Raw genomic sequence first — 15,000 nt, 5'->3', positions numbered from 1 at the left:
GCATCTGAACAGCAGCATCATTCTGGAGAGATTCGTGATTTTCAACGCTTTCAATATTTCCGTTCGTCAAAAAATCCCCGCCATCCTGCTTTCCGCCGTTTCTGCCTGCTCGTTGTTGCTGGCTGCGCAGGCGCATGCCTTTTCGCTGGACGATGTGACGGCCAGGGCCAAGGCGCTGGCAGCCAAGCCGTATGCCGCGCCGGTCAGCAACCTGCCGCCGGTTTTCAGCAAGATGCAGTTCGGCGATTACGTGAAGATTCAGCCGCGCCGCGAGACCTTCGAATGGCGCAGCGAACGCACGCCGTTCAAGCTGGCCTTTTATCATCAGGGCATGCATTTCAACACGCCGGTGAAAATCAGCGAAATCGTCGGCGACGACGTCGAGGAAGTGCACTACGATCCGGCGCGTTTCGATTTCGGCGGTCTGTCGTTCGACAGCAAGACGACCAGCAAGCTGGGTTACGCAGGCTTCCGCGTGCTGTACCCGATCAATCGCGACGGCAAGGAAGACGAGATCATGAGCGTGCTGGGCGCCAGCTATTTCCGCGTGATCGGCAAGGGCCAGGTGTACGGCCTGTCGGCGCGCGGACTGGCGATCGACAGCGGAATGTCGAAGCCGGAAGAGTTTCCGCACTTCACCGAATTCTGGATCGAGCGCCCGGCACCGCAGGACAAGCAGATGGTCTTCTACGCGCTGCTCGATTCGCCGCGCGCCACCGGCGCCTATCGCTTCGTGCTGAAGCCGGGATCGGATGCGGTGCTCGACGTGCAGGCGCGCGTATTCCTGCGCGGCGAGGTCGATCGTCTCGGCATTGCGCCGCTGACCAGCATGTTCCTGTTCGGACCGAACCAGCAGTCGAGCAAGCGCAATTTCCGTCCGGCGATCCACGATTCGAACGGCCTGGCGATCCATACCGGCAGCGGCGAATGGTTGTGGCGCCCGCTGAACAATCCGCAGAATGTGGAAGTCAGTTCCTTCCAGGTCGAGAATCCGAAGGGTTTCGGTCTGCTGCAACGCGGCCGTGAATTCGGCAACTTCGAGGATCTGAAGGATCGCTACGACTTGCGCCCGAGTGCGTGGATCGAGCCGCAGGGCAACTGGGGCAAGGGCGTCGTGCAACTGATCGAAATTCCGACTGCCGACGAAACCAACGACAACATCGTCGCCTACTGGACGCCGGCCGAATTGCCGCGCAAGGGTGTGCCGCTGAAGTTCGATTACCGCATGCACTGGACGATGGACGAACCGGCGTTGCTGAAAAACGATGTCGGCTGGGTCAGGCAGACTTTCCATACCGATGGCGAATTGACGCAGGCCAACCTGATCCGCCACAACGACGGCACGATGGCGATGCTGGTGGACTTCGAAGGCCCGGTGCTGGCGAAGCTGCCGTCGGATGCGCCGGTGCGTCCGCAAGTCAGCGTCAGCGATAACGCGGAACTGGTCGATACGCAATTGCAGCCGAATCCGGCGATCGGCGGCTGGCGGTTGACGCTACGCATCAAGGTGAAGGATGCATCGCATCCGGTCGAAATGCGGGCGGCGCTGGTGGACGGCCAGCGTGCGCTGACCGAAACGTGGAGTTATCAGTTGTCGCCGCGTTCCAACGTGCAGCGGGCTTTCTAGGCTGCAAGTCGGCTTGCAAAGCGCGGAGGAGTCCGCAGCAATAAAAAAGAGCGATGCCCGGTTAAGGCATCGCTCTTTTGTTTTGGATTTTCGTTTCGGGTATGTCGTTGACAATCACCAACAATCACGCCGGCATCGAGATTTCCGACAGCGTCGCGCCGACCGCTTCGATATCCGAGCTTTCCACCGCAAAGTCGCCGAGCGCGACGATGCCGACCAGGCGCTTTTCCGCATTGACGATGGGCAGGCGCCGAATTTGATGATCGCTCATCAGCCGTGCCCCTGTTTCCAGCGAATCGTCTTCGTACGCCCAGACGATGCCGTCCGACATCGCCTCGCGTACCTTGGCCGTTGGTGGCTTGCCTTCGGCGATAGCCCGCACGGCAATGTCGCGATCGGAAATCGCGCCTATCATCCGATCGTTCTCGCCGACCGGCAGCATGCCGAAATCGCCGTCGCGCATCTGTTGCGCGGCTTCCTTCAACGACGCTTCCGGACTGATCACGTGCACGTCGCGATGCATGACTTCCTTCAGGGTTTGCATGTCATTCTCCATAACGGTTGCTGGGCGCGGCCGGTATCCGAATCTTTCACACCCGGTCGCGCAATGTCGTCACGCCGCTTTCTTCCGCGCAGTGGTCGCAGCAGAACATGCGGCCATCCGCATCTTCCAGTCCGTGGCCGATGATGCGCATCTTGCAGTGCGCGCACGATGGCGCCAGTTTGTGGATCGCGCATTCGAAACTGTCGAAAGTCCATGTCCTGCCGGCTTGCGTGATCTGGAACGCCTTGTCGTAGTCGTTGCCGCATTGATCGCATTTCGCCATGCGTCATCTCCGTCAATAAGTGTTTATCGTGACAACGCCTTCTGCAACTGGGACTTGTTCATCTTCGAGCGGCCGTGGATGCCCTTGCTGCGCGCTTCGTTGTACAGCTGTTCGTAAGTGCGGCCGGCGGCGCCACTGTGCGAACGCTGGCCGCCGCGGCGCGACGGCGACATGTCGTGCGTCGAGGAACGGCTGCTTTCCTTCGCTTCGCCATGCTGTGCGCGTTCCTTGTTGACGGTACGGGCGGCGATTTCCTCGGCACGTCCTGCGCTGCGGCCGCCACGGCTGCGCACACTATCCTTGATGTGCTGGTACTGACGTTCGCGCTTGTCGCTCCATTTGCTTTGCGGCATGTCGTTCTCCTCGATGAAATTTCCGGCGAAGACAGTCACGTCCGCTCGATGCCATGCCGGCCGCGCGGATGTTCGGAGGTCTGCCAGTCGGTGCTGCGATAGTCGGGACCGCCGGCGGTGCGATAACCGTTGTTGAACTTCGCGCCGCCGGCACCGTGTCTGCGATCGGCGGCTGCGTTGCGGCTGCCTTTGGATTGAGAGCGTTTCTGTGCGTTCATTGCCGAGTCCTTCTTCCGGTTGAAAAGAGGAAAGCAGGGCCGTAGCAGGCCTGCTGCGATGCTGAAAAGTCTACGCTTGCATGCTTGTCATGCCTGTAGGATTTTGCGGAAAGATTGCGTCAGAAAAGAAAGTGTCGGAAGTGACGTGCGCAGGAGAAACAGCGGGGCGAATGCATAGAGAGGAATGCGGACGTCATGCGCGATGTGCACGGCAAGACGGCGCGCGCAACTTCGCCTCTGGCTGCCTGTCAGACAGGTTCATGATGAACGGGAGGTCCAGATGAGCACGCCACATCCGCCGATACCGCCGGAGATTCCGGTTGTTCCGCAGCCGCAGCCTGAGATTGCGCCATTCGAGGTGCCGGAGCCCGAAATCCCGCCGCCGTCCGATCCGACGATTCCGCCGGGGCCGCGCGAGCCGGAAATCGTGCCTGAACATACACCGCCGGAAGCGCCGCCGACACCGCCCGAGCATACGGGCAGGAATTGACGCAAAGAAAGCCCGCGAAAAAGCAAAAAGCGACAGCCATTGATCCATGAGCTGCCGCTTTCTGTTCATGCCGTTGCTAGGTGATGATCCCGACTGCGTTGCGATACGGTGGTTATGCTCCGAATCGGGTGTCCGATAATCAGATGTCGATAATCGGCTTCGCAATCAGGCCTTGATGCGCGACGCAATATGCGCCAGCGCTTCTTCCACCTGATCGACCAGGATCAGGCACAGGTCGCCCGATTTCAAATGATCCAGCGCGGTATCGATGGCGAGGAATTCGCCGCGGATTTCGTTGATCGACTGCGTGCGCTTGGCTTTCGCCAATCCTTCGCGTAGCAGCTTCACCACTTCGCCGTCGGCGCGTCCGCGCTGGCACTGGTCTTCGTAGAGGATCACATCGTCGAATGCATCGCCGAGGATTTCGGTCTGGCGACGGATGTCGTCGTCGCGGCGATCGCCGGCGCCGCTGATGACGACCGTGCGGCGTTTCGACGGCATCGCTTCGACGGCGCTGGTCAGCGCCTGGATCGCATCCGGGTTGTGGCCGTAATCGGCGATCACGGTGGCGCCGCGATGCATGAACATGTTGAAGCGGCCCGGCGTGGTGTCCGCGCCGTTCTGGAAGGTGCGCAAGCCTTTGCGCACCACGGCCCAGTCCAGTCCCAGCCCCCATGCAGCGCCGATGGCGGCCATCGCGTTTTCGACCTGGAAGCCGATTGCGCCGTTGTAGGTGATCGGAATCTCGGACAGCGACAGGCGTTGTTCGAATTGTCCTTCGACGGCAACGATCGCATCGTCATCGAGATGGACGACGCGCTTGCCTTGCGCGCGATGCGCGGCGAGCACGGTCTGGTTACGGTCCTTCGCGAAGTAGATGACGTTGCCGGGGCAACTGGCGGCCATGTTGGCGACCATTGGATCGGCCGCGTTCAGCACGCCGTAACCGTTCGGCGCGACGTTCTGCACGATCACCCGCTTGACGACGGCGAGATCCTCGACGGTGGAGATGAAGTTGAGCCCGAGATGATCGCCAACGCCGATGTTGGTGACGACGGCGACGTTGCAGCGATCGAAGGCGATGCCTTCGCGCAGGATGCCGCCGCGGGCGGTTTCGAAGACGGCGGCGTCGACATCCGGATGCTGCAGCACGTTGCGTGCGCTGCGCGGGCCGCTGCAATCGCCGGTGTCGATACGTTCGTTTTCGATGTAGACGCCGTCGGTGGTCGTCATGCCGACACGGTATTTGTTGGTGCGCAGCATGTGCGCGATCAGGCGCACCGTCGTCGTCTTGCCGTTGGTGCCGGCGACCGCAACCACCGGGATGCGGCCGTCGTCGCCTTCGGCGAACATGCTGGAGACAATCGCTTCGCCGACCGGACGGCCTTTGCCGAACGACGGCTTGATGTGCATGCGCAAGCCCGGCGCGGCATTGACTTCGACCACGCCACCGCCTTGCTCTTCCAGCGTCTGGATCACGTTCTCGCAGACCAGATCGACGCCGGCGATGTCCAGCCCGATCATCTGCGCGGCTTCGACCACGCGCGCCGCCAGTTGCGGATGCACGTCGTCGGTGACGTCGGTGGCGGTGCCGCCGGTGGACAGGTTCGCGTTGTCGCGCAGCAGCACGGGTGTGCCCTTGGCGGGGATGCTGTCGAGCGTGTAATTCTTTTTCGCCAGCGTGGCCAGTGTGATGCTGTCGACGCGAATCTTGGTCAGCGGCGTCGCATGGCCATCGCCGCGCAGCGGATCGAGATTCACCTGTTCGATCAGTTGCGCGATCGTGTGCTCACCGTCGCCCACGACGGAAGGCGGCGAACGGCGCGCGGCGGCGACCAGCTGCTTGCCGACCACCAGCAGGCGGTAATCCTGGCCCGGCAGATAGCGCTCGACGACGACGTCATCGCAAATTCTGAACGCGGCTTCGAACGCGGTCTTCACTTCCTCTTCCGTCTTCATGTTGACGGCGACGCCCTTGCCCTGATTGCCGTCGCGCGGCTTGACGACGACCGGCGCGCCGATTTCCTGCGCGGCAGCCCATGCATCGTCGGCGGTCGAGACCGAACGGCCGTCCGGCACAGGCACGCCGGCGGCGGCCAGCATGACCTTGGTCATTTCCTTGTCCTGCGCGATCGATTCGGCGATGGCGCTGGTGAAGCCGGTTTCGGCCGCCTGGATGCGGCGCTGCTTGCTGCCCCAGCCGAACTGCACCATGCTGCCTTCGGTCATGCGGCGGAACGGAACGCCGCGCGCAACGGCGGCGTCGACGATGGAACCGGTGCTCGGGCCAAGGCGGATGTCTTCATCCAGTGCGCGCAGGCGCGCCAGCGCTTCGGCCAGATTGAACAACTGGTCGCTGGCGGCAGCGTTGCACAGTTCCAGCGCCAGATCGAAGGCGAGGCGGCCGACGGCCTCCTCGGTGTATTCGACGACGACCTGGAAGATGCCTTTCTCGATCGTGCGGATCGCGCGGCAGAACGTGACCGGGCAACCGGCCTGCGCCTGCAGGCCCAGCGCGGCGGCGGCCAGCACGTGCGCGACCGATGTGCTGCCTTCATCGCGCGTGACGTCGAGGAACTTGATCTTGGGGAAGCGGGCGCGGATGCGATCCTCGAAGCCGGGCAGGCCGGCGATGTCGTGTTCGAGATCGGTGCACGACACGATCGCTTCGAGCGACGTGTGTCGACTCCACAGATTGGGACCGCGCAAGGCGCGAACGCGAGAGATTTCCATCAGGTATTCCTTGTCATGGGCGTGCGCCTGTTCGAGCTGTCCCGTTTGTTCGTCATGGGATGGCGCGCGTGTCTTTCTGTTTGCATGTTCAAGAGACGGTTCAGACGGTGACCGGTACGTCGGCCGCATGCTCGAAGGTTTCGAGGCCGGTGCGGATCAGCGATGCATCGAGTCCGAGCGCCCAGGCCGCTGCCGTCGCGGCCAGCACCGCCTCCGTCATCAACGGTTGAGAGGCCGGATCGGCATACGGCAGCATGGACAGCTGGCCGGCAACGATTTCCTGCGTGCCGGTAGCCAGCACGATGTTGCCGTCGCGCAGCACGACGCTGCGGCCGTTTTGTGCGCGATGCGCGGCCAGCGGCGCGGCATCCGGCGTGACGGAGAAGAAGATCACTTCGCCATCGCTCAGTTCGGCCAGTGCCGCCACGCGCGCATCGGCGGCGTTCAGCACGGCGGTGCCGTCCGGCAAGACCAGATCGACCTGGGTGCGCATGACTTTTTCGGCCATCTCGTCGGCATTGTCGATGTAGTAGCGCGGCAGGCTGCCGGCCGGATCGATATTGGTGACGACGCCGATCTGGCAGCGATCGTAGATCACGCCTTCGGTGAGGATGGCTTCGGCGCCGTTTTCGAGGACGGCGGTTTCCACCATGCGGTTCATCAGCACCTGGCGTGCAGCATTGCCGTTCGCGCTGTTGCGTTTGACGACCTTGCGTTCGCGCAGGAACAGGCCGTTGCTGCAGGCCAGCCCCACGTAGTTGCCCTGCAGATGCAGCAGCCAGGCGATCAGGTGCGCGGTCGGCGTGGTACCGGAAGAACCGGTGATGCCGACCACCGGGATGCGGCCGCTGCCGGTTTCGCCGAACAGATGGTCGACGATCGCGCGACCGACCGGACGCGGCTGGCCGCTGGCCGGTTTCAGGTGCATCAGCAGGCCGGGGCCGGCATTGACTTCGACGATGGCGCCGCCCTGTTCGGGCAGAGGCCGGGAAATGTCTTCGGCGACGAGGTCGATGCCCGCGATGTCCAGTCCGACCACGCGCGCGGCCAGCGTTGCGGTGGCGGCCACGCTCGGATGCACCTGATCGGTGATGTCGAAGGCGACGTTGCCGTGACGCTGCACCAGCACTTCCTTGCCGGCTGGCGGCACCGATTCGGTCGTGTAACCCTGGCGCGACAGTTCCAGCAGGATCACGCCCGGATCGTCGTTTTCGTCGATCAGCAGCAGGTTCAGCGGATGTTCTTCGCTGGCGCCGCGGCGCGGATCGCTGTTGAGTTGCGTGTCGATGAGTTTGGCGATCGTCGATTTGCCGTCGCCGGTGACGAAGGCCGATTCGCCGCGGGCGGCGGCGATCAGCTTGCCGCCGATGACCAGCAGGCGATGTTCGTGGCCGCGGATGAAGCGTTCGACGATGACGTCGCTGCCTTCGCGGTCTGCCAGTTCCCACGCCGCTTCGACTTCGGCCTGCGAGGAGAGATTGGTGGAAACGCCGCGGCCGTGATTGCCGTCGGACGGCTTGACGACGACCGGCAGGCCGATGTCCTGCGCGGCTTCCCACGCATCGGCCGGGCTGTCGGCCACGCGGCCTTCCGGCACCGGGATGCCGCAGGATTCGAGCAGGCTTTTGGTGAGTTCCTTGTCGCTGGCGATGCTTTCGGCGATGGCGCTGGTCTGGTCGGTTTCGGCGGTCCAGACGCGGCGCTGTTTCGCACCGTAGCCGAGTTGCACCAGGTTGCCGTCGTTCAGGCGCAGCGACGGAATCTTGCGTTCGCCGGCGGCATCGACGATGCAGGCGGTGCTGGGGCCGAGCGCGACCGATTCGTGGATGTCGCGCAACTTTTCGACGGCGGCGGCGACGTCGAAGGGTTTGTTTTCGATGGCGGCCATCACCAGATCGCGCGCGGCGGTCAGCGCGGCGCGGCCGACTTCTTCGTAGCGCACGCGCACGACGACTTTGTAGACGCCGCGTTTCGACGTTTCGCGCGCCTTGCCGAAGGCGCTCGGCATGCCGGCCAGATTCTGCAGCTCGATCATCACGTGTTCCATGATGTGCGCCGGCCAGGTGCCGTCGCGCAGCCGCTGCACGAAACCGCCGCGTTCGCCGACGCCGCAGTGGTGTTCTTCCAGCGTCGGCAGGAAGCCGACCAGGCGCTCGGCGAAGCCGGGAATCATGTTGGACGGAAAGTCCTCCAGCTCGCCGATATCGACCAATGCCTCCAGCGCCGGATGGTAAGTCCAGATGTTGGGTCCCCTCAGATGCATCGTCTCGATGATCTGGATGGTTTTGTTATTCATTTGTTGTTCGTTAGCTAACGAATTTGATTTGTGGGGAAGCCAAAAAACAGTTGGCTAAAGAAGGCCTCAACGCGTGCCGGATGACTTTGGTTTACAGGATGTTGAAATTATTCTTGTCTGCGTGCGGATCATACGCGCGAAGCCCGACAGCGGGTGAACGTTTGGATATACTTGCCGCCACTTGCGGCAAAAACGCAACTCAGAAGCGCAATCCAGAACTCAACCTAGAAACGCAACACTACTCGATCCCTTGGATCACCATTCGATCACAGTTCGCGATTACCTCGAATCCGACAGCATGAACCACCGCCTTTCTCCGGTTTCCGGGGCGTTTTGATGAATACCGTTCCTTCCCTTTCCGTTGCCAGATCCGGCGTGCCGGCGGCCTGGCAGGATGTGCAATCGCGGCTGGGCGATGGCGAGACGATTATTGCCTGGCTGGAACTCGATCTCGATGCCGCGTTGCATTTCGCGCCCGGCATCGTCGTGCTGACCAATCTGCGCCTGCTGTCGCGCGGATTGCATGACGAAGATTGGCAAGACTGGGCGTTGCGTCCCGACCTGTCGTTGCGCCATGCCGATCATGCCGGCGTCGGCAGTCTGGAACTGGTGGATGCGGCATCGCGGCTGGTGCTGTGGCGCTATACGCTGGGCCGTAATCCTGCTGCATTGCAATTGATCGCCGCCTTCGAAGCGCTGGGCAAACAGTCTGCCGCCGGTGCGCCGGCAGAGGCGCAGGTCGACGACGAAGTAGACGGCGAAGACGATAGTGAGGCCGACAGCGAAGCCGAAGAGCAGGCGCCGTCGCCGGCCGCGCTGTTTCGCCTGTGGCGTTTCGCCAAGCCGTACAAGGGACAACTGATTCTCGGCTTCGTGCTGACGCTGGCGTCGACCGCCGCCACGCTGGTGCCGCCCTACCTGTCGCTGCCGCTGATGGACAACGTGCTGATCCCTTACCAGAACGGCGTGCCGATCGATCACCATCTGGTTTCGCTGTATCTCGGCGGCCTGTTCGGCGCCGCGCTGTTGGCGTGGGGGCTGGGCTGGATGCGCACGTACATTCTGGCGCTGGTGTCCGAACGCATCGGCGCCGACCTGCGCACCACCGCCTACGAACACCTGCTGAAACTGTCGCTCGAATATTTCGGCGGCAAGCGCACCGGCGATCTGATGACGCGCATCGGTTCCGAGACGGATCGCATCTGCGTGTTCCTGTCGCTGCACCTGCTCGACTTCGCGACCGATGTGCTGATGATCGCGATGACGGCCGGCATCCTGATCTCGATCAATCCGTGGCTGGCGCTGGTGACGCTGCTGCCGCTACCGTTCATCGCTTGGATGATCCACGTCGTGCGCGACAAGCTGCGGAATGGATTCGAGAAGGTCGACCGCATCTGGTCGCAGGTGACCAACGTGCTGGCCGACACGATTCCCGGCATTCGCGTCGTCAAGGCGTTCGCGCAGGAAAAGCGCGAAGCCGCGCGCTTCCGCGATGCCAACCAGCACAACCTGCAGATCAACGATCGCGTCAACAAGGTGTGGTCGCTGTTCTCGCCGACCGTTACCTTCCTGACCGAAATCGGCCTGCTGGTGGTGTGGGCGGTCGGCATCTGGCAGGTGTCGAACGACCAGATCACGGTCGGTGTACTGACGGCATTCCTTGCCTATATCAGCCGCTTCTACATACGCCTCGATTCGATGAGTCGTATCGTGTCGGTGACGCAAAAAGCCGCGACTGGCGCCAAACGCATTTTCGACATCCTCGATCACGTGTCGTCAGTGCCGGAGCCGGTGAATCCGGTGAGGCTGGACAAGATCAAGGGCGACATCGTCGTCAACAACATCGGTTTTCGCTACGGCAACCGCGCAGTCATCCGTGGGCTCGACCTGCATATCCGTCCAGGCGAAATGATCGGCCTGGTCGGCCATAGCGGTTCCGGCAAGAGCACGCTGGTCAACCTGATCTGTCGTTTCTACGATGTGTCGCAGGGTGCGATCACCGTCGATGGCGTCGATATCCGTGCGATCTCGATTCCCGACTATCGCCGCAACATCGGCCTCGTGCTGCAGGAACCTTTCCTGTTCTTCGGCACGATTGCCGACAACATCGCCTACGGCAAGCCGGATGCGACACGTGCCGAAATCATCGCCGCTGCGCGTGCTGCCAACGCGCATGAATTCATTCTGCGCCTGCCGCATGGTTACGATTCGATGGTCGGCGAACGCGGACAGACCTTGTCCGGCGGCGAACGCCAGCGCATTTCGATTGCGCGCGCGCTGCTGATCGATCCGCACATCCTGATCCTCGACGAAGCGACATCGTCGGTCGATACCACCACCGAGCGTGAAATCCAGAAGGCGCTCGACAATCTTGTGCACGGCCGCACCACGATCGCGATTGCGCATCGTCTTTCCACGCTGCGCCGCGCCGATCGCATCGTCGTGATGGATCGCGGCCAGATCGTCGAGATCGGTTCGCACGAAGAACTGCTGGCGCGCCGCGGTGCCTACTTCAAGCTGTATCAGGCGCAGGCGCGGCAGGCGGAAAACGATCTGCTGGAAGATGCGGCATTGCTGAACGGGGGCGAGGCATGAGCGATTTTTCGCAGATCAGGTTGATGCGCAACGCCTTCGGCAAGCTGGCGTTCACTGGTGCGGACGGCGTCGTGCACGACAACGTGGTGCCGGTGCGCGCCTTTCCGATTGCCGCACCCGAAGAAGGTATCGCCATCGTCAGCGCCGACGGCCATGAATTGTTGTGGATCGATGCATTAAACGCATTGCCGGAAGCGGTGCGCGCCTTGCTGAAGGAAGAACTGGCGAATCGCGAATTCCTGCCGGAAATTTTGCGCATCAAGAATGTGTCGGCTTTCGCATCGCCCAGTACCTGGCAGGTCGAAACCAGTCGCGGCGATGCGACGCTGGTGCTGCGCGGCGAGGAAGACATTCGTCGTATCGGCGATGTCTCGCTGATGATCGCCGATACGCACGGCGTGCAGTTTTTCATTCGCGATTTGAAGAAACTCGACAAGCACAGCCGCAAGTTGCTGGACCGCTTCTTGTAGCCGCAATCCTGTACCGCATACCGGCGCTACATGAATGTGCGCCGTCATCGAAGGAGGCAGAATGTCCGATCACTTGCCGGAAGCGTTACGCAATCTGTCTCTGCCGGTCATCGCTGCGCCGATGTTCATCGCCAGTGGTTCGACACTAGTCGCTGCGCAATGCAAGGCCGGTATTGTCGGTGCGTTTCCCGCTCTGAATGCACGACCGGCGGAACTGCTCGACGACTGGCTGACCGACATTCAGGCTGAACTGGCTGCATGGACGGATGCGCATCCGTCGGCAACGGTCGGCCCGATCGCCGTCAACCAGATCGTCCATCAATCGAACGACCGGCTCGCGCATGACGTTGCAGTCTGCGTGCGGCATCGCGTGCCTATCATCATTTCTTCCTTGCGTGCACCGCCGCGCGAAATGCTGGATGCGATTCACGGTTACGGCGGCATCGTGCTGCACGACGTCATTTCGATTCGCCATGCGGAGAAAGCGCTGGAGGCAGGCGTTGACGGTTTGATCCTCGTCTGCGCCGGCGCAGGCGGCCATGCCGGCACGCTGTCGCCGTTCGCACTGGTCGGCGAGGCGCGGCGACTGTTTTCCGGGCCGCTGGTGTTGTCCGGCGCGATCGCCACCGGCGATGCGGTACTGGCGGCGCAGGCGATGGGCGCGGACCTCGCCTACATCGGCACACGCTGGCTGGCGACGCAGGAAGCCAACGTCGCGCCGGCCTATCGCGATGCGTTGATCGCATCGGTTGCTGGCGATGTCGTCTATACCAATCTGTTCACCGGCGTGCACGGCAACTATCTGCGCGCCTCCGTCATCAATGCCGGCCTCGATCCCGACAACCTGCCAGTCGCCGACAAATCGAAGATGAATTTCGGTTCCGGCGGTGACAGCAAGGCCAAGGCGTGGCGCGACATCTGGGGCGCGGGGCAGGGCGTCGGCCTGATCGACGATGCGCCGGGCGTCGCCGAAATCGTGCAGCGGCTCAAGACGGAATATGATGCGGCGCGGGCGCGCCTGAAACTCTGACGTCTTTCAGGTCTGCCCGCGCAGTCATGTGATCGGCGTGTGCGCATGCAATCGCATGATCGATGCGCGATCGCAATCGCCGAATTACAGTCCCTGCATTACAACCCCATCTCGCTGCCCATCCCCATCAGCGTCATCACGCCGAGTATGACGAAAATCACGGCTGCAATCCGGTGCACCAGCGTCACCGGCATGCGTCCCGCCAGCTTGCTGCCGCAATAGACGGCGGGCACGTTGGCCAGCATCATGCCGAAGGTGGTGCCGGCCAGCACCGGCCAGAAGGCGTGGAATTTCGCGGCGAGTGCGACGGTGGCGATCTGCGTCTTGTCGCCCATTTCGGCGAGGAAGAAAGCGATCAGCGTGGTCATGAAAACGCCGTATTTCGCCAGCTTGGCATCGTCTTCATCGAGTTTGTCCGGGATCAGCATCCAGCCGGCCATCGCGATGAAGGAAATGCCGAGTATCCAGCGCAGCACTTCGGGGCCGAGCGCCTGCGTCAGCCACGAGCCGATCGCTGCGGCGAATGCGTGATTGAACAGCGTGGCAACCAGAATGCCTGCGGCAATCGGCAAGGGTTTGCGGAATTTTGCTGCGAGAAGGAAGGACAGGAGTTGCGTCTTGTCGCCGATTTCGGCCAGCGCGACGATGCCGGTCGAGACGAAGAAGGATTCCATCAGAAGAGACTTTCCAGGGCCGGACGATTCAACCAAAGACCAAGCAACGACTCCGGCCCCTGCAAGTCGTCGGTTGATCAATGGTCTCGCCAAATCTTGCGATCATCTGCACCATGGCCTGCGGGCCAAATGTGTTGATGCAGATGCCTTCGTTGCCGAAGGCCGGCTACTCCCCAGAGTTCGGACGCAAGATTAACAGAATCGCAGAGGGCTGAATAGGATTTTTCCTGCAGCAACGCAAAATCGGCAACGGGAATTATTAGCGTTTCGTGCGTTCTTATTGATGATGCAATCTTTTTGCGCAATTGCGCTCATGCAACCTCGAGGAGGACGACATATGCAGACGGACAAGCCGGGTACGACGATGCCCGAAGCGCAGGTTTCTACCGACAAGCGCCATGATAGCCGTGCCGGCATGCGCGAAGAGAAGGATGGCGATCGTTCGTCGCCGCGCCTGCCGCATGAACATGATGAATCGTTCGATAGCCAGGACGATGCGCCGCGCGACGTCATCAAGCGCGCGCACGACGATATCCAGGAAGGCCAGCTCGATACGGACAGGCGCGGCATGGCAGGCGTGGAGGAAATCCGGCGGGATCATCCCGATGCGACACAGAAGCAATTGCCGGAATCGTCACGTAATCCGCCAAGTACGCCGCCGAGCACACCGAAGAAGTGATGATGGTGGCGTGAACAAACAAAAAGCCCTCTTGCGAGGGCTTTTTTACGTTGGCTGTGCGTCAATCGGCGATGCGCACGTCGCCGGATGCGGAAGAGCGGGTGTTCGGCAGCGGCTGGTTGCTGCAGCCATGATAGGCGAACGCGACCGAAGTTTTGACCTTGTCCGACGTGTTTACGCCTGCCGCATGGAACAGCAGGCTGTGGAAGAACACGACATCGCCGCGATGCAGTTCCACCGCCTTGCCTTGCTTGAACAGCGCCTGGTTTTCCGGATGTTCGGGGCGCAGGAACAGCAGGTCGTCCAGCCGATCGGGCGCAATCTGCAGGCGATGCGAACCGGGAATGAAATGCAGGCTGCCGTTGCTGGCGACTTCATCGCCGAGCGCCAGCCAGACGCAGATCAGGTTCGGCTGCGTGAACGACCAGTAGCGGATGTCGCGGTGCCAGCCGGTGGCGGTGCCGTATTGCGGATGCTTGGTCATCACGCAGTTGTGATGCGCCAGCGTCAGGCAGACCGGTTCGTCGAGAAGCTGGCGCAGCTTGCCGGTCACACGCGGATCTTCGGCCCAGTCGTGGAAGACCGCATCGCGGTCATAGGCGCCGCGCAGGCGGCGTATCGTGCGTCCGCCTTCGGCTTCCAGCGATCTCGGCGCGCCGGCGTAGCCGAGTTCCGCTTCGTATTCGAGCGGTTGCTGCGCTTCCTGCAACTGCCGTTGCGCGACGGCCAGCATGCCCTCGCATGCGGTTGCATCCAGCATGTTCCTGAAGACCAGATAACCGTCCTGCTCGAACTGTGCGATCTGCGCAGGCGACAGGGCGGATTCGGCGGCGGTGGGCGTACTCATGGGGTCCGTAGATACGTGGTTCGGTGCGAAGCAATCAGTGTAGCGCCGATCGCTTCGTTTTGCCGGCGGTGCATGACAACGCGTACCCATGCGTAGAACGATATTGTTATTGCCGCCAACTTATGCTTCCGCACATGCATATTGAGAACGCAGCCGGGATT

General features: G+C 62.0%; 14 protein-coding genes and 1 riboswitch. Of the genes, 6 read left to right on the top strand and 8 right to left on the bottom strand.

Annotation, left to right across the window (positions count from 1 at the left end; translation table 11 throughout):
- The first annotated feature begins 82 nt into the window (after window positions 1-82).
- Window positions 83-1,627, top strand: coding sequence for a glucan biosynthesis protein G (locus IEV40_RS11065; RefSeq protein ID WP_229724111.1), 1,545 nt, complete (start codon window positions 83-85; stop codon window positions 1,625-1,627).
- Between the two features lie 124 nt (window positions 1,628-1,751).
- On the opposite strand, the gene IEV40_RS11060 is transcribed toward IEV40_RS11065, so the two are convergent.
- The 4 genes from IEV40_RS11060 to IEV40_RS11045 are packed head-to-tail and all read right to left on the bottom strand — an operon-like array spanning window position 1,752 to window position 3,025.
- Window positions 1,752-2,171, bottom strand: coding sequence for a CBS domain-containing protein (locus tag IEV40_RS11060; RefSeq protein WP_188421638.1), 420 nt, complete (start codon window positions 2,169-2,171; stop codon window positions 1,752-1,754).
- A 46-nt stretch (window positions 2,172-2,217) separates the two neighbouring features.
- Window positions 2,218-2,454 carry a metallothionein gene (locus tag IEV40_RS11055; RefSeq protein WP_188421636.1) on the bottom strand — a complete coding sequence of 79 codons (237 nt, stop codon included), beginning with the start codon at window positions 2,452-2,454 and terminating at the stop codon, window positions 2,218-2,220.
- A gap of 23 nt (window positions 2,455-2,477) precedes the next feature.
- Entirely contained in the window at window positions 2,478-2,807 is a 330-nt protein-coding gene (locus IEV40_RS11050; RefSeq protein WP_188422375.1) for a plasmid stabilization protein, read from the bottom strand.
- 35 nt (window positions 2,808-2,842) lie between these two features.
- Window positions 2,843-3,025 carry a hypothetical protein gene (locus IEV40_RS11045; protein WP_188421634.1) on the bottom strand — a complete coding sequence of 61 codons (183 nt, stop codon included), beginning with the start codon at window positions 3,023-3,025 and terminating at the stop codon, window positions 2,843-2,845.
- 280 nt (window positions 3,026-3,305) lie between these two features.
- On the opposite strand from IEV40_RS11045, the gene IEV40_RS11040 reads away from it, so the two are divergent.
- Window positions 3,306-3,515 carry a hypothetical protein gene (locus IEV40_RS11040; protein ID WP_188421632.1) on the top strand — a complete coding sequence of 70 codons (210 nt, stop codon included), beginning with the start codon at window positions 3,306-3,308 and terminating at the stop codon, window positions 3,513-3,515.
- 165 nt (window positions 3,516-3,680) lie between these two features.
- Here the strand turns inward: IEV40_RS11040 and cphA are convergent, their stop codons facing one another.
- A complete protein-coding gene (cphA, locus tag IEV40_RS11035; RefSeq protein WP_188421630.1) occupies window positions 3,681-6,248 on the bottom strand; it encodes a cyanophycin synthetase in 2,568 nt (855 codons plus the stop codon).
- A 100-nt stretch (window positions 6,249-6,348) separates the two neighbouring features.
- Window positions 6,349-8,544, bottom strand: coding sequence for a cyanophycin synthetase (locus IEV40_RS11030; protein ID WP_188421628.1), 2,196 nt, complete (start codon window positions 8,542-8,544; stop codon window positions 6,349-6,351).
- Between the two features lie 336 nt (window positions 8,545-8,880).
- Here IEV40_RS11030 and IEV40_RS11025 point away from each other — a divergent pair, with 336 nt between their 5' ends.
- From IEV40_RS11025 to IEV40_RS11015, 3 genes are all read left to right on the top strand, one after another.
- Complete coding sequence (locus tag IEV40_RS11025) at window positions 8,881-11,139, top strand: cyanophycin metabolism-associated ABC transporter (protein WP_188421626.1); 2,259 nt, start codon at window positions 8,881-8,883, stop codon at window positions 11,137-11,139.
- Entirely contained in the window at window positions 11,136-11,609 is a 474-nt protein-coding gene (locus tag IEV40_RS11020) for a cyanophycin metabolism-associated DUF1854 family protein (protein WP_188421624.1), read from the top strand. The genes IEV40_RS11025 and IEV40_RS11020 overlap by 4 nt, the downstream gene beginning before the upstream one ends.
- Before the next feature lie 61 nt (window positions 11,610-11,670).
- Window positions 11,671-12,639: an NAD(P)H-dependent flavin oxidoreductase gene (locus IEV40_RS11015; RefSeq protein ID WP_188421623.1), complete on the top strand. Its 969-nt coding sequence runs from the start codon at window positions 11,671-11,673 to the stop codon at window positions 12,637-12,639.
- Between the two features lie 98 nt (window positions 12,640-12,737).
- Here the strand turns inward: IEV40_RS11015 and IEV40_RS11010 are convergent, their stop codons facing one another.
- Window positions 12,738-13,313, bottom strand: a complete 576-nt coding sequence (locus IEV40_RS11010) for a TMEM165/GDT1 family protein (protein WP_188421621.1) — start codon at window positions 13,311-13,313, stop codon at window positions 12,738-12,740.
- A gap of 18 nt (window positions 13,314-13,331) precedes the next feature.
- Window positions 13,332-13,500, bottom strand: a riboswitch (yybP-ykoY riboswitch).
- 150 nt (window positions 13,501-13,650) lie between these two features.
- Between IEV40_RS11010 and IEV40_RS11005 the strand changes: the two genes are divergently transcribed.
- On the top strand, window positions 13,651-13,992 hold the full coding sequence (locus IEV40_RS11005; protein WP_188421619.1) for a hypothetical protein: 342 nt from the start codon (window positions 13,651-13,653) through the stop codon (window positions 13,990-13,992).
- Between the two features lie 61 nt (window positions 13,993-14,053).
- On the opposite strand, the gene IEV40_RS11000 is transcribed toward IEV40_RS11005, so the two are convergent.
- Entirely contained in the window at window positions 14,054-14,839 is a 786-nt protein-coding gene (locus tag IEV40_RS11000) for a phytanoyl-CoA dioxygenase family protein (RefSeq protein ID WP_188421617.1), read from the bottom strand.
- Between the last annotated feature and the right edge of the window lie 161 nt (window positions 14,840-15,000).

It is taken from the genome of Oxalicibacterium solurbis (genome assembly GCF_014635845.1).
GTDB classification, from domain to species: Bacteria; Pseudomonadota; Gammaproteobacteria; order Burkholderiales; family Burkholderiaceae_D; genus Oxalicibacterium; species Oxalicibacterium solurbis.
This window is presented reverse-complemented; position numbering and strand designations above follow the sequence as displayed.